The following is a 14,721-nucleotide window of genomic DNA, read 5'->3' on the forward strand; positions in this document are numbered from 1 at the left end:
GGGTGGAGGTTGACGGCCAAGAAATTCCTCAGCGAGGCAAATAACAGTGAAAAGTAAAACGTCCATGCTTGAGGTTCTGCGCCGCGTTATTCAGGAAGTGAATGGCGCGCGCAACCTGGATGCTGCATTGGCCACCATGGTGCGGCGCATTCGCAAAGCGATGCAAACCGATGTGTGCTCTTTTTACCTTTACGATAAAGAGCTTGAATCCCTTGTGCTCATGGAAACTATCGGTCTGCGCACTCAGGCCGTCGGGCAGGTGGTGCTTCCACTAGGCGAGGGGCTGGTGGGGCTCGTCGCCAAACGCAGCGAGCCGCTTAACCTCGAAGATGCTCAATCTCATCCCCACTTTCGCTATTTTGAGGCGACCGGCGAGGAGCGTTATTCGAGCTTTCTGGGTGTTCCCATCATCCATCAACGTCTCATGCTGGGTGTGCTGGTCGTGCAGCAAGCCGAGCAGCGCCAGTACGACGACGAAGACGAAGCCTTCCTGGTGACCATGGCGGCTCAGCTCGCGGGTGTGTTGGCGCACGCGTTGGCGACAGGCAATTTAAACCGCCGTGCGCTGCCCAGTGGGCAGACCATGTTCAAGGGCGTGGCTGCGTCGCCGGGTATGGCGATGGGTGAGGCCGTGGTGATCACTCCGCCATCGGATCTCAACAGCGTGCCTGATCTGGTCCCCAGTGATGAGGACTTCGAAGTCGCGCGGCTCAAGGAGGCCATTGGCAAAACGCGCGCTGAAATCCGTGCGGCGGCTGAACGATTGGTCAATCGTATTTCGACCCAGGAGTTGGCGCTGTTCGACGTTTATCAACAAATGCTGGGTGAAGCAGCGCTTTCAGAGGAAGTTGAAAAACGTATTCGTGAAGGGCAGTGGGCACCTGGTGCCCTGGCCGACGTGGTTCGACGTCATGTGCAATACCTTGAGCGCGTGGATGATAATTATCTGCGCGAGCGGGCGGCGGATATTCGCGACCTGGGGCGCCGCGTGCTGGCCCACTTGCAGGAGGATTCCCCCTCAACGCCGGAGACCTATCCCGATAACGCCATACTGGTCGGCGATGAAATCAGTGTTGCGATGCTCGGTGAGGTGCCCCGCGACAAGTTGAAAGGGCTGGTGTCGGTGCGCGGTTCGAGTACGTCTCACGTAGCGATTGTTGCCCGCGCAATGGGCATACCCACGGTGCTTGGCATGGTGGATCTGCCGCTTCCGCGCCTGTCGGGAGCGCCAGTCGTGCTCGACGGCCACCGGGGGCGGTTATTCGTCAGGCCTGCCCCTGAGTTGAAAGCCCGCTATGAAAGCCTGATTGCCGAAGAAGAAGCCCTCAGTGAACTGTTGTCGCACGAACAGGATCTGCCCAGCGAGACGCCGGATGGTCATGATATGCCGCTGATGGTGAATACAGGGCTTGCTGTCGATGCCGCTGCCTTGCTCAAAAGCCGTATTAGTGGCGTGGGGCTTTATCGTACCGAAGTGCCGTTCATGATTACTGAGCGTTTCCCAGGCGAGAAAGAACAGACACGACTCTACCGCGATCAGTTGGAAAGCTTTTCGCCGCTACCGGTGGTCATGCGTACGCTGGATATCGGCGGCGACAAAGACCTGCCGTATTTCCCGATCGAAGAAGCCAACCCCTTCCTGGGCTGGCGCGGCATGCGAGTGACCCTGGACCACCCTGAAGTCTTGATGGTTCAGCTGCGGGCGATGCTGAAAGCGTCCAAGGAACTCGATAACCTCTACGTACTTTTCCCGATGATTACCAACGTCGAAGAAGTGGACGAAGCACTGCGATTGCTGGACCGTGCGATCCTGGAGCTAGGCGAGGAGGGTATCGACGTAGAGCGTCCCAAGGTGGGGGTAATGATCGAGGTGCCGGCCACTATCTATCAAATGGATGCCTTGGCCAAGCGGGTGGATTTCTTCTCGGTGGGCAGTAACGACCTGACTCAGTACCTTCTTGCGGTAGACCGTAACAACCCGCGCGTTTCTAGCCTCTATGATGCACTGCACCCAGCGCTGCTTGGTGCGCTGCAGGAGCTGTCCCAGGATGCACAACGACTCAAAAAGCCTATTTCGTTGTGCGGTGAGCTGGCCGGTGACCCGTCGGGGGCATTACTGCTAATGGCGATGGGCTTCACCAGCCTGTCCATGAATGCCCCCAGTCTGCCCAAAGTGCGCGCGGCGATTCGCCGTGTTCCTTTCAGGGATGCCCAGCAGTTGCTGTCGGAAGTCATGCTGCTGGATACGCCTGCTCAGGTGCATATGCACCTGGATAAACGGATGGATGACTGGCAGCTCTCGCATTTGCTACCCCCGCGTGACTAGATGCGTTGCTCAGCGCTCGCAAGGGACGCTGAGCGTCGTTTCTCCTTCAAATGTCCCACACGGCCCAAAACGTTGCTCGGTGAGAGAGATGTCGCCATTGTCAGCTAGCGTTAACCAACTGGTGGCACGTGTACCGTAGCGTTCGCCGACGATAAACGCTGCTGATAGCTGTTTTTCAAGTTCGGTTCCCACGCCGGTATCCGGTAGTGCGGATAGGGGGGCTTGCCGAGAATTCTGGAAGGCGTCCAGCGCCTTCCCCGGGAAGTGCATGGGGTCAACCTCTTCAAGCGCAGCTCTGGCCGTTAGCAGTTTCGGCCATGGGCTGTTGAGTGTCGCATTAGACAGGCCGTGAATGCCCGCCGACACTTCATGGAGTGACACCTGCTCGCGGCCGCGATGCAAGCACCAAAGCTGAGTCGGGGTGGCAACCAGCAAGTTGAACCCCGCGTACTCAGTTGCCCCGCCGTCAGCGAGGTTGTCTAACCAGACCATGATGTTGTCGCACTCCAATGCTTGTTTCACCAGATGCCCGCGGCTTGGCGCGCCAGGCGCTGAGGCCAGGGCAGGATCACGAACATTGGTAATCGCCGCGACCCTGCCCTGATGACTGGCGGCAAGCCAGCTTCCTCCTGCCTCCAGATCGCGTCCACCTACCAGGCAGGGAGCGTCCTGCCAGGTTGCGAGGGGGGCTGTTGGTCGCGCGTGGAACTCATCGCGGTTGCCGATCAGTTGCAAAGGGGTTGCAGATTCGGGGTGCCAGCGGAAAGCGATTAAACACATGGAGGGCTCAATGTCAGGTTAGTGTTTGTCAGGTGAGTGTTTCAGACAGTGCGTACATGACACTCCACGCGTCTCGACGTACACTTGCTGCCTGTCATTTCCTACACTAACGCAAATTACCGCAAAAATTCGTGGATTATCAGGTTTACGCATTCGTTCGAGTCAATTTGCCAGAGAGGAAGGCGCTTCTTTTATGCAACCTAGTCAGCGGGAACATTTCTGGAACACGTTGATATGGCCAGTGCTTTGGCCATTACTACTCCTGCAGGCCACGCTGGTGGTGCTTTGCGTGCTGTTGGTTTGGCTGATTGGCTGGGTTTCGCCTGGCTACGCCTCATGGAGCATTTCGCTATGGTTGATGCTAGCACTACTGGTTGGCAGTTGTTTGAATGTGGCGGCGTTTTTGATGCTTGTGAAATCACGTGCCAAGCACAAAGAAGCGCGCCTGATGCAGCAGTTGGTTGAGCTCGAGAGGCATACGCAAGCCATCAGCCAGCAAATGTCGACAGCGTATTCTCAACAAGCGTCAACGCTTGACGAACTCCCTAAAACACCGCCTTTCGCACGCATTGCTAACGTTAATCGCGTGTTGGCAGGCCTGTCGACGTCGATGGCTGACGGTTCTTCATCAACACCGGAGAAACCGGCCAGCGCTGACGAAGATGCCAAGGTGCTACTCGATGACCTGCATGACCAGCAGCAGCAGGTAAAACGTTTGCTCGCCGGGCGCGACCGAGCGCGAGAAGAGTCGCGGCTCAAATCCGAGTACCTGGGCTTGTTACAGCGCGAGACCGATGCGCTGTTTGCACGTTTGAGTGAGCAGTTAAATAGTGAAGTCAGCGAAGATTGTCGGGCCAACATGCTCGAGGTGCGCGAGCGAATCGCGGATATTCGGGCATTGCTAATGAACCTGGTGCAAGACCGTGACGTCCAGACTGAGACTTCCGATCCAGCACCGGTGGCAATGTCGCTGCGCGTGCTGGTTGTCGATGACGGCCCTGTTAATCTCATGTTAGCGCGTCAGATGCTCGAAAATCACGGCCTGTATGTCGAGGGCGTGAGTAGTGGAGAACAGGCGCTGGAGCGTCAACAGCAAAGCGATTTTGACCTTGTTTTCATGGATATTTTCATGCCCACGCTCAGCGGGTTGGAAACGACCCGTCGCTGGCGGGAGGTTGAGGCAACCCAGGGGAGTCGCAAAAGTGTTCTCGTTGCGCTTACGGCGAACGCTGACAATATGGGGCAGGACGAATGCTTGTCTGCAGGGCTCGATGATCTGCTGACCAAACCCTATCAGCCGGACACCCTGCTGGGCATCATTGCCAAGTGGTTTCCCGATAATCAACGAGCACCGTCTGGCGCATGAGTACCTTGACGATAACGTTAGGTTATTGGCTGCTTGGCGCTGTCGCCGGCACGATGGCGGGTCTTTTTGGCGTCGGGGGCGGGTTGATTATTGTGCCCGCTTTAGCCGCGGCCTTTACCCTGCAAGGGCTATCGCCAGATGTTGTGATGCACCTTGCCATCGGTACCTCGCTGGCTACCATCGTGGTAACGGGAACGTCATCCACATTGGGCCACTGGCGACGGGGAAGTATCCATCTTGCCTGGTTTCTCGCCTTGCTACCCGGGTTGATGGCCGGTGCCATTCTGGGGGTGCTGGTTGCCGGGCAGTTGGAAGGGCCGCTGCTGGGTACGTTGTTTGGTCTGTTTGTCCTGTCGGTGGCCGTTAAAATGGCGCTGGGGTTCAGGCCTTCGCCACGCCGGGGTGCCCAGACACCCCGTTATGCGATGGTTCTGGCAGGGAGTGTCATTGGGGGCGTGTCGGCGTTGTTTGGCATCGGCGGTGGCACCTTGGCGGTTCCATGGCTGTCACGCTGTGGGGCGAGTGTAACCCAGGCGGTGGCGACATCAGCCGCTTGTGGTGTGCCTATCGCGTTATTCGGCACCGCCACTTTTGTATGGATGGGCTGGAACAATTCCCTGTTGCCTCCCTGGGCCACGGGTTATGTGATGTGGCCAGCCTTTATCATCATTGTCATGACAAGTATTCCCTTCGCCCGCCTGGGCGTTCGATTGGCACACCGACTGCCCAGCCATGTCTTGCGCTGGGCATTTGCGGCCCTGCTCACTGTTGTGGGGCTTAAGTTTTTATTGAGCTAGACATCGCTCAGCAAGACATGGTCGTTGAGCTTATCGCGTTAATCCTATTCAGACATATTAATAGACCCACTAAGTAGAGAGCCTAGATGATTAATTATCCAACAATCGACCCGGTTGCCATCGCCATTGGGCCGCTGCAAGTTCATTGGTATGGGCTGATGTACGTCGTGGGGTTTGTGGCCGCCTGGTGGTTGGGTTGTCGGCGAGCGGCGCGAATTGGGTTGAACCGGGACGATATCGGCGACTTGCTGTTTTACTGTGCCATCGGGGTGGTCGCCGGAGGGCGCTTAGGCTACGCGCTGTTCTATGGCCTGGGCCAGTGGACGGCCGACCCGCTATGGGTGTTTAAGGTCTGGGATGGCGGCATGAGTTTCCATGGCGGCCTGATAGGGGTGCTGCTGGCGGCCTGGCTCTTTGCGCGGCGTAAGCAATTGGCCATATTGACGTTAACCGACTTTATTGCCCCCCTGGTGCCCATTGGGCTAGGCGCTGGCCGCATCGGTAATTTCATAAACCATGAGCTGCCCGGACGTATCACCTCGCTGCCCTGGGGGATGCCATTCCCCGGTATGGGGCCGGAACCGCGTCATCCATCGGCCCTTTACGAAGCGTTGTTAGAAGGCCTCGTGCTGTTCTGTATCATATGGTGGGCATCTGCCAAACCGAAAGCGCGCGGCTTTATCTCAGGCCTGTTCTTGCTTGGTTACGGCATATTCCGCTTCCTGGTCGAGTTTTTCCGTATGCCCGACGCCCATATCGGCTTTATTGCCTTTGGCTGGGTGACCATGGGCATGTTGCTGACGCTGCCCATGATCGCACTGGGCACCGTGTTGATTGCCTGGTCGCGCCAACAGCCGGTGGATGCAGTTCGTTGAATTTTGGATAGTGAGTCGTCAGTGGTTCACTGTTCGCAGGCGGCTCACATGTATAGAATAGACGTTAATTGATGACTTGATCTGGGATTGCCGTGACTGCAACGACGCCGATGAAAGAGGCTCTCGAACAGCCCTATTTGGATTTAATGCAACTGGTATTGAATCAGGGAACCGATCGCCATGACCGCACCGGGGTGGGCACCCGCTCGGTGTTTGGCCACCAAATGCGCTTCGACTTGTCGCGTGGTTTCCCGCTGTTGACCACTAAGAAGCTGCATTTGCGCTCGATTATTCATGAGCTGCTGTGGTTTTTAAAAGGCGATACCAACATCGCCTACCTGAAAGATCATGGCGTGCGTATCTGGGATGACTGGGCGGATGAAAACGGCGACCTGGGGCCGGTTTATGGTTATCAATGGCGTAGCTGGCCCGACCCCAAAGGCGGCAGCGTTGATCAAATTGCCAATGTGCTGGAGCAGATTCGCACGTCGCCCCAGTCTCGTCGGCTGATAGTGTCAGCCTGGAACCCGGCTCAGGTGGACGATATGCAACTGCCGCCATGCCACTGCCTGTTCCAGTTTTACGTGGCGAACGGGCGACTTTCCTGTCAGCTTTATCAGCGCAGTGCTGATATTTTTCTGGGCGTGCCGTTCAATATCGCAAGCTATGCCTTGCTGCTGAGCATGGTGGCTCAGGTGACCGGGTTAGAGCCTGGTGAGTTTGTGCATACCTTGGGCGATGCCCACCTTTACAGTAATCACTTGGCCCAGGCGGAGCAGCAGCTTGGGCGCACGCCCAATGCACCGCCGCAGTTGAACCTGAACCCCGAGGTCAACGATCTCTTTGATTTCCAGTTCGACGATATCGAGATAGTCGACTATCAGCCACACCCCCACATTAAAGCAGCGGTGGCGGTATGAGCGAGTTCGAGTCGTTGGTACCGGTGGCCATGATCGTGGCCATGGCGAAAAATCGCGTTATCGGGGTGGAAGGGCAGTTGCCCTGGTACTTACCCGAAGATCTGAAATTCTTTAAGCGCATGACCCAGGCCAAACCGCTGGTGATGGGGCGTAAGACCTTTGCCTCGATTGGCAAGCCGTTGCCGAATCGGTTAAACATCGTGGTGACCCGTCAGGAAGCGTTCGCTCACGACGGTGTTCGAGTCTGTCACGACCTGTCGGCAGCACTTGCGCTGGCGGATCAGCAGGCAACCATTGAAGCGGCCGAAGAAATCATGGTGATGGGCGGGGGAGAAATATATCGTCAAGCCATGCCGTATGCGACCCGACTCTATGTCACAGAAGTTGACATTGAAGTGGAAGGTGATGCGTACTTTCCCTTGTTAGACCCCAGCGAGTGGCGTGAAACGCAACGCGTAGCCGGGCAGCCTAACGAAAAGCAGCCTGATTATGCGTTTGTTACTTACGAGCGCATCGTGGCAGAGGCCTAGCTGTGTTCAAGCTGTGTCTAAAAGCACCGCGAAGGAGAGCCCAGAATGTCGGTTAGCACTAAATCGGTAAGCGCTGAATCAAGCCCTATGGCGTTATTGGACGATCTGGAACGGCGCTTGATGCTCACGCAGGCAGAGCTGGCCCAGTTGCGTGCGGAAAACGCCAAGCTAAAGCAGCAACTGGCTCAGGCCCCCGGGTCGACGCCATCGGAAGCAGAGGCATCTGATGCTCAACAGTCGGCTTTTGAGTTCGTAGGCTCAAATGAAACAGACGAGTCTGAGCTCGAAGCGACGGCCTCGTCAGCGGTTGATGTTCCCGCGCAAGGGGCGCCCGGGTCTGAGCCTCCATCGCCGCATGCACTGCTGGCACAATGGTACAAACGCTACCCTAAAGCGTTTTTCAAGGGGCATACCCAGCCGCTGAAGGTGGGTATACACCACGATTTGGCAGAGCGTGAGCCATGGTCGGGTAAGCTCATTCGCCGCGCGCTGGCAAACTACGTCAATCTGCCGCGCTATATAAAATCGGTGCGGGAGGGGGCCACTCGGATTGATCTGGAAGGCAATGAAGCGGGAGTGGTAGACGCGGAAGCCGCGCGCCATGCGGCCCAAAAGCGTGCCCAGCAGGTGTCTTCTCCGCCAAGTGAGCCTGTCCAGGCGACCCAGGAAGCCCCCTCTCGCGCCAAGACGGCAAAGCCCAAGAAACCCAAGAAACAAACATCTGAAAAAGCGGGTGGCAGCGCAAAAAATACACCGACGGACGCTAACAAACCGCAAAAGCAACTTAGCCTGGAAGATAAGCTCTTGGGCTTGCAGCAGAAATTTCAGGGGCGGTAGGACCCCGCTTAAGTGGGCTTGGTTCCAAAAAAAATCACAAATAATAAAAAAACAGTGTTTTTTTCTATTGCGTTCCTCTGAATCCCGGTATAGAGTTTGCCCTGCGAGCATTGGAATATAACAAGGTGTTGTTGAGGAAGTGCCGCATTGAATTGGGAATGCTCCCGTCAGTGACACAAGAGCACACCCAGCATCCCGGCTGTCGACCTTAGGTCGGACAGAAACGATCAAAACAGTAAGCTTGTTAAGGAACCTACACCATGAAAAAGACACTTTTAGCGACTGCTATCGCTGGTGCTGCCTTCGCCTCTGGCGCCCAGGCAGCCACCATCTACAACGAAGATGGCACTAAGCTTGACCTGTACGGCAACATCCAAATTGCCTACAAAAGCATTGATCAAGGTGCTAATGGCAGCGAAGACGAAATCTTTGATAACGGCTCTACCATCGGTTTTGCTGGCGAGCACCTTATCACTCGTGACTTGACTGGTTACTTCAAAGCTGAAGTTGAGCACGATGCCGACGAAGCAAAAACTGCTGGTGGCCTCGACACTGGCGACCAAGCCTACCTGGGTTTGAAAGGCAATTTTGGTGATCTGCGTGTCGGTTCTTGGGATCCGCTGATCGACGACTGGATTCAAGATCCGATCACCAACAACGAATTCTTTGATGTATCTGATTCCAATGGACGCATTGTAGGTATCGAAAGTCGTGAAGGTGATAAGTTCACTTATACTTCTCCGTCTTTCAACGGCTTTACTTTCGCGGTTGGTACTCAGTACGAAGGCGATGCTGAAGGCGATGCTGAAGGCGGTGGTACTGTCAATACTGGCGGTGATACCGGTGCTAACATTACTGTTAGTGACGAGACTGGAAGTAACGCATCCGCTTTTGCTGGTGTTGAATACTCAGCGGGCGCTTTCTCTATCGCTGCCGTTTATGACGATCTGGGTAATAACGATGGTACTTTCACAGGTACGGATGCTGACGGCAACGCTGTAAGCGGCGACTACGACGCTGGCGAACAGTACGGTATTACTGGTCAGTACACTGTTGACACGCTGCGTGTTGCTCTCAAGCTGGAGCGTTTCCAGTCTGATAGTGACTTCCTGGCTGATACCAACTACTACGGCGTTGGTGCTCGTTATGGCTACGGCAACGGTGACATCTACGGCGCTTACCAGTATGTTGATGTTGGCGGTGACGACTTCACCGATACTGCCGATGCAGCCTTCACCAGTGGTGACTTCCCGAACGAAGTTTCTGATGAAAGCTACAACGAAATCGTTCTGGGTGTCACTTACAACGTTTCTGATGCAATGTACACCTTCATCGAAGGCGCTATGTACGATCGTGAAAACGACGAAGATGACGGCGTAGCGGTTGGTGCTGTCTACTTGTTCTAAACCCTCTTTCGAGACATGGGGGTTCCCAGTCTCCTAGGGTTTTGATATATAAAGCCGATCCCTTAGGGGTCGGCTTTTTTATTTGTGGGTACAAATGGAGTGTGGTGATATGAAGAAAGTAACGTTGACGGCTAGTCTGCTGGCTCTTGGAATCTGTGTTGCGAGCACTCCCGTCGTCGCCAGTACCATCGAAGAGCGCTTTCGCGAAGAAGGCAAGCAAATGGATTTGACGCGTTTTCTTAGCTCCGAAAACGATGCCCGCAGTCGGAGCTTTTTTTACGGTAGCGTTCACGAGCATGACTTCACGGTGGATGAGGAAGGCACTTATATATTCAGTAGCCAGGTGCCGGCGGGAGAGTCGGATGACTACCGTGTTGATGTTGTCTTGATGGATGATGCGGGCAATGTAGTCGCACGTGATGAACTGAACAGTAATGAGCGGTTGAGCCAGACACTTGTGCCTGGCGACTACGTTTTGCAGGTACAGGGCTATAAATACGGCAGCACGAGCACCGGCGGCAACAGTTTTTATGTCACCGTGGGTGGGCAGAATGTTGACCAAGGCATTTCAACCGGTGACGCCATTGCCTTTACGGGGAATCGTCGCGAAGGGGGCCAGTCAGCCTTTGTACGCCGATCAGACACGGTGGTCGCCATTGCTGCCAGTAATGATTCTGTTTCTCAAGAAGAGCCAACTTCATCGTCTAACACCAATGAGCGAGTAGCCAATAACGCGGCCGGCCAAGCATCGAATTCTGAAAGCCGTCAAGGCTTCCAGGAAATCGTCACCGACGTGAAAATTCGTGCAAAAGGGGAGGTGCTCAACTTCGAAATGCTCGAGGCCGGGCCTATTCTCATTACCACTTCCACCTTCGGTAATAACAGCAGTGAGTACCGTATCGTGGCAGAAGTCCTGAATGACCAAGGCCAAGTTGTAGCCCGTGATAGTGGCGAAGGTTTTGATGGTGATATTGATTTACGCACTGAGTTGCCACAAGGCCGTTACAGCATCCATGTTCAGGGGCAAAAATTCGGTGGTGCTCGTTCAGGTGTTAACAATTACGAGTTGAGAGTTAAGCGTCTGGATCCATAACACATCATTCATATGCATCATGATAAGCCCCAACAGCGTTGGGGCTTAAGGATCGAATCCTGCCGGTTTTTTACCCTTGTCCTATGACGACTTCACAATGTTGACCGAGCCGCTATACCGATGGCGATGTCGTTACAAAGCTCTGTGGTGTCAGATGTTTACCAGATGGCATTGTCATCAGGGTATTAGTCACGCTTGATTCTTTTGTCGTAAACGCTCAGGTAGCGGTACTATAGGCCGATAAACAATCAAGATACTAATTTCCTACGTTGAATATTCGGCAAAGTAAGCGAGGTGCGAGGGTTTGGTTCGCTGGTTAACACGCAAAACTTGCATCAGCTCGCTTCAGAACCGAATGCTGATGGGACTGGCTATTACCTGGCTACTGGTTGTGATGCTGGTACTGGGAATGGCTTGGCAGTTAGGTAATTCCATGGTAAAGGCCACCAATATGGCGCACTTGCGCTATGAATCAACGTTAGTGGCTGACGAGGTTACCGAGCAGATAGAAGCTCGAATTGATGCGCTAAGTCGTCTCGACAGCCAGGTCGAGGACGATGAGAATCGTGACGCCATACGCGCCACCCTGAAACGCAATGAAGCCCTGATGGCGTGGTTCGAAGGTGTCGTCGTCGCCAATAAAGAAGGGCAAGTGATTGCCGACTGGCCGAATGTTGCCGGGCGTGAAGGATTGGACACCTCTCAGTTGGAATACTTTAAAATGCTGCGTGGCGCACAAAGGCCTTATGTGAGTGAGCCCTTTGTGGGCCGTGCCAGCGGTATGCCCATGGTCCTGATCAGCGTGCCGCGCATTGATGAACGCGGTGAGTTTAAGGGCTTTTTAGGCGGGATTGTCAGTCTTGATTCCGGTGGCCTGTTTGATCGCCTATCGCGTGTAAGATTAGGCGGAGAAGGCTACGTCGGTGTGGCGACGGCGTCGGGGAAGATTCTTTATCACCCTAACCGAGACCTGATCATGACCGATGTGCCGGATAGGGATTTCAATCCCTGGCTAAATCTGGCATTGGATGGCTGGGAAGGTGAGTCCATCGGCTCGCTGCTTAACGGCCAGGAGGGTTTTCAGTCCTACGGTCAGGTTTGGCCGGCAAACTGGGTCGTCGGCCTGTACTTGCCCAGTGATCAAGCCCAGGCGCCGCTGAATGATTTTCTGCAGCGACTGTGGTGGCTCGGGGTTGCGCTGACACTGCTGATGCTGCCGGTACTCTGGTTGATCCTGCGCCGTATGCTGTCGCCATTAAAGCATTTGGCCAAACAGATCGGGCAAGTGGGGCGTGGTGAGCGCGCGCGAGTGGAGCTTGGCACCCGGATGCAAGAGTTGCAGCACGTGGCGGGCACCTTCAATCGCGTTGAGGACGAGCGCCAGGTATTAATGGCCAACCTTCAAGAGCGTGAAGCCTTTCTTGACTCTGTGCTGAATGCCACTCCCCAAGGCATGTTCGTCGCCAATTTTGATGGCGACATTACCTATATGAACCCTGCATTGCTCGATATGCTCGATATCCAGCCGAATACCCCGATGGAGACCTGGCTACATAAAATTCATTCGGATGATCGGGGGGGCGCCAAGGATATGTGGCAACACAGCTTGAAGTCCGGAAGCGATTTCGTCCGACAGTTGCGCTTTATGCGCAATGAGAAAGAAACGCTATGGCTGGATATTCATGCGCGAGTGGTCATGCTCTCCCAGGGCGGACATTCGCTGGGGTTGGTGGGAGTGGTCAAGGATATTACCGAGCGTCGCGAGCAGGAGGCCATTCAGCGCTGGGAAGCCGAACATGATCCGCTAACCGGCTTGCTTAATCGGCGCGGTTTCGAGCGGCGCCTTGATGATGCTTTTGCTGAGTTTCAAAAGACCAGCACGCCTTCGGCGCTATTGTTGTTTGACCTTGACCATTTCAAGCCGATTAATGATGAAGGCGGTCATGCGCTGGGTGATGAAATGCTTAGGCGCATTGCCCAAGTGGTGGCCTGGGAGGTGCGTCGCAGCGATCATGTTGCCCGTCAGGGCGGTGATGAGTTCGGCGTTCTTCTGCCCAGCTGTACCTTGAATCAGGCACAAAAGATAGCTGAATCCCTTTGTCATTCAGTAGGGGAAATTTCGGTTGTTCATGAAGGCAAAGAATATAGCGTAACGCTAAGCATTGGGGTCACGACCTTCCATGAGGATGATGGCAGTACTGAGGACGCAGTGGCTCGTGCCGACGCCGGAAGCTACGCGGCGAAAGACAAAGGCCGCAATGGGGTGGTAGTCAATTTGCATGACGAAAAAGAAGCTGACATTGTTAATCTTTTTGAGTAGTGTCTAGCCCAGCCTTTCATTACTTCCACTTTGGTCGACAAAATCTCGCCAACCGTAGAATATAAGCAGGTGCTGTTCTTGATATTGATATTCAGGAAAAGAGATTGCCGCCTGTGAGCCTATTTGAACTTTTTGCCCGGACCCTTGATGTTACGTTGCCTGTCTTTGCCATGGTATTCATTGGTTTGGGCTTAAAGCGACTGGGCTGGATTGATCGGGCATTCGTATCCACCGCCTCTGCACTGGTCTTCAGGGCGACCTTGCCGACGCTGATTTTCCTGAGCTTGATTAAAGCTGATCTGGCCGTGGCGCTGGATATACCACTGTTGGTGTTTTTCGCCTTGGCGACGCTTTGCCAATGCGCGCTCAGTTGGGGGTGGGCGCGCTTTCGGATCCCGCGTCGGGAGCGTGGTGTCTATGTGCAAGGCGCATTTCGCGGTAATTGTGGCGTGGTGGGGCTGGCCCTGGCGGCGGGCATGTACGGCAACTATGGTCTTTCGGCAGGTAGTTTGTTGCTGGGTATTGTCATCGTTACATATAACGTTCTTTCGGTCGTTATGCTGGCGATGTACCAGCCTGGCCAGGCCACCGACTGGCGAAGTCTGCTCTGGAAGATCGTTACCAACCCGCTGATTATCGCCGTAATAGCCGCGCTGCCATTCACTGCCTGGTCAGTTGAGTTGCCCCGTTGGTTGATGACATCGGGCGATTATTTTGCCTCTCTTACCTTGCCGCTGGCACTGATTTGTATCGGGGCCACTCTGTCGGTTAGCAGTCTGAGAGATAATCAGGAGGTTGCACTAAGCGCCAGCGTGATGAAAATGGTCATTCTTCCCGTCTTGTCGACCGGAGCTGCCTGGCTGATGGGGTTTTCCGGGCAATCGCTGGGCCTGCTTTTTCTCTTCTTTGCCAGTCCTACTGCGGCAGCCAGCTTTGTCATGGTCAAAGCGATTGGTGGTAATGTCGCCTTGGCAGCCAATATCATTGCCATCACCACACTGATGGCCAGCGTGACGGTAACCGTTGGGATTTTTGCGTTGCGATTGCTCGGCTGGATATAGCCCATGCCTTGGCCTGGGTTGGCCGAGACGTTATAATCCGCCTGCCTATAAGTCCCTGTAGCTCAGCAGGATAGAGCAGCCGCCTCCTAAGCGGCAGGTCGCAGGTTCGAATCCTGCCTGGGACGCCAATTAAATCAGTTGGTGAGTTGTGCATTTCCCTTAGTGTTTCCGCTGCATTTTCATTTCCTCTTCGCAGGTGCCCCTCAAACTCTCGCTTCTGTCAGTTATTCAAAACCTTCCTTGCCTTTGCTTCCGCAGCTTTTTCAGAAATCGAATGTTATTTCATCAACCTATTAGCCCGGACTGGTTTAACAGGTAAACCCCAGAATTATTGGTTCTTCGTCACTTCATGTGGATTTGGCCTGATCGAACAGGCGGCCCACCGGGCTGCCAATCAGGTAGATCATGGC

12 protein-coding genes and 1 tRNA gene are annotated in these 14,721 nt (G+C 54.7%); 12 read left to right on the plus strand and 1 reads right to left on the minus strand.

The annotated features are described in order from the left end of the window. Window positions 1–64: 64 nt before the first annotated feature. Window positions 65–2,326: a phosphoenolpyruvate--protein phosphotransferase gene (ptsP, locus tag R3F64_RS18225; RefSeq protein ID WP_085920236.1), complete on the plus strand. Its 2,262-nt coding sequence runs from the start codon at window positions 65–67 to the stop codon at window positions 2,324–2,326. Between the two features lie 9 nt (window positions 2,327–2,335). Here ptsP and R3F64_RS18230 read toward each other — a convergent pair whose 3' ends face one another. Further along, window positions 2,336–3,106: an NRDE family protein gene (locus R3F64_RS18230; protein WP_085920237.1), complete on the minus strand. Its 771-nt coding sequence runs from the start codon at window positions 3,104–3,106 to the stop codon at window positions 2,336–2,338. Window positions 3,107–3,299: 193 nt separating this feature from the next. On the opposite strand from R3F64_RS18230, the gene R3F64_RS18235 reads away from it, so the two are divergent. From R3F64_RS18235 to R3F64_RS18285, 11 genes are all read left to right on the plus strand, one after another. After that, on the plus strand, window positions 3,300–4,472 hold the full coding sequence (locus R3F64_RS18235; protein WP_332612964.1) for a response regulator: 1,173 nt from the start codon (window positions 3,300–3,302) through the stop codon (window positions 4,470–4,472). Beyond that, window positions 4,469–5,269, plus strand: coding sequence for a sulfite exporter TauE/SafE family protein (locus R3F64_RS18240; RefSeq protein WP_199283550.1), 801 nt, complete (start codon window positions 4,469–4,471; stop codon window positions 5,267–5,269). Before R3F64_RS18235 ends, R3F64_RS18240 begins: the two co-directional genes overlap by 4 nt. An 86-nt stretch (window positions 5,270–5,355) precedes the next feature. Further along, complete coding sequence (gene lgt / locus R3F64_RS18245) at window positions 5,356–6,144, plus strand: prolipoprotein diacylglyceryl transferase (protein WP_199283549.1); 789 nt, start codon at window positions 5,356–5,358, stop codon at window positions 6,142–6,144. A gap of 92 nt (window positions 6,145–6,236) precedes the next feature. After that, window positions 6,237–7,064, plus strand: coding sequence for a thymidylate synthase (locus R3F64_RS18250; RefSeq protein WP_332612968.1), 828 nt, complete (start codon window positions 6,237–6,239; stop codon window positions 7,062–7,064). After that, window positions 7,061–7,594 (plus strand): dihydrofolate reductase, encoded by a 534-nt coding sequence (locus R3F64_RS18255; protein WP_332612970.1) that lies wholly within the window; start codon window positions 7,061–7,063, stop codon window positions 7,592–7,594. The genes R3F64_RS18250 and R3F64_RS18255 overlap by 4 nt, the downstream gene beginning before the upstream one ends. Window positions 7,595–7,639: 45 nt before the next feature. After that, the gene (locus tag R3F64_RS18260; protein ID WP_332612972.1) at window positions 7,640–8,431 is read left to right on the plus strand and encodes a ProQ/FINO family protein; all 792 of its coding nucleotides are present in this window, start codon (window positions 7,640–7,642) and stop codon (window positions 8,429–8,431) included. A 260-nt stretch (window positions 8,432–8,691) separates the two neighbouring features. Continuing rightward, window positions 8,692–9,837, plus strand: coding sequence for a porin (locus tag R3F64_RS18265; RefSeq protein ID WP_332612973.1), 1,146 nt, complete (start codon window positions 8,692–8,694; stop codon window positions 9,835–9,837). A 109-nt stretch (window positions 9,838–9,946) separates the two neighbouring features. After that, entirely contained in the window at window positions 9,947–10,930 is a 984-nt protein-coding gene (locus R3F64_RS18270) for a hypothetical protein (protein WP_332612976.1), read from the plus strand. Between the two features lie 361 nt (window positions 10,931–11,291). Further along, window positions 11,292–13,250 (plus strand): sensor domain-containing diguanylate cyclase, encoded by a 1,959-nt coding sequence (locus R3F64_RS18275; RefSeq protein WP_332612978.1) that lies wholly within the window; start codon window positions 11,292–11,294, stop codon window positions 13,248–13,250. 113 nt (window positions 13,251–13,363) lie between these two features. Beyond that, the gene (locus R3F64_RS18280) at window positions 13,364–14,311 is read left to right on the plus strand and encodes an AEC family transporter (protein WP_199283544.1); all 948 of its coding nucleotides are present in this window, start codon (window positions 13,364–13,366) and stop codon (window positions 14,309–14,311) included. A gap of 51 nt (window positions 14,312–14,362) precedes the next feature. After that, window positions 14,363–14,439 (plus strand) — tRNA-Arg (locus R3F64_RS18285). Window positions 14,440–14,721: the final 282 nt, after the last annotated feature.

The sequence above is a fragment of the Halomonas sp. 5021 genome (genome assembly GCF_036663435.1).
Lineage (GTDB): Bacteria > Pseudomonadota > Gammaproteobacteria > Pseudomonadales > Halomonadaceae > Vreelandella > Vreelandella janggokensis.

Excerpts from the sequence above, each read along its gene's own strand:
- R3F64_RS18270 (WP_332612976.1), top strand. The coding sequence starts at position 9,947 with ATGAAGAAAGTAACGTTGACGGCTAGTCTGCTGGCTCTTGGAATCTGT.
- R3F64_RS18255 (WP_332612970.1), top strand. The coding sequence starts at position 7,061 with ATGAGCGAGTTCGAGTCGTTGGTACCGGTGGCCATGATCGTGGCCATG.
- R3F64_RS18265 (WP_332612973.1), top strand. The coding sequence starts at position 8,692 with ATGAAAAAGACACTTTTAGCGACTGCTATCGCTGGTGCTGCCTTCGCC.
- ptsP (WP_085920236.1), top strand. The coding sequence starts at position 65 with ATGCTTGAGGTTCTGCGCCGCGTTATTCAGGAAGTGAATGGCGCGCGC.
- R3F64_RS18260 (WP_332612972.1), top strand. The coding sequence starts at position 7,640 with ATGTCGGTTAGCACTAAATCGGTAAGCGCTGAATCAAGCCCTATGGCG.
- R3F64_RS18230 (WP_085920237.1), bottom strand. The coding sequence starts at position 3,106 with ATGTGTTTAATCGCTTTCCGCTGGCACCCCGAATCTGCAACCCCTTTG.
- R3F64_RS18275 (WP_332612978.1), top strand. The coding sequence starts at position 11,292 with ATGGGACTGGCTATTACCTGGCTACTGGTTGTGATGCTGGTACTGGGA.
- R3F64_RS18240 (WP_199283550.1), top strand. The coding sequence starts at position 4,469 with ATGAGTACCTTGACGATAACGTTAGGTTATTGGCTGCTTGGCGCTGTC.
- lgt (WP_199283549.1), top strand. The coding sequence starts at position 5,356 with ATGATTAATTATCCAACAATCGACCCGGTTGCCATCGCCATTGGGCCG.
- R3F64_RS18235 (WP_332612964.1), top strand. The coding sequence starts at position 3,300 with ATGCAACCTAGTCAGCGGGAACATTTCTGGAACACGTTGATATGGCCA.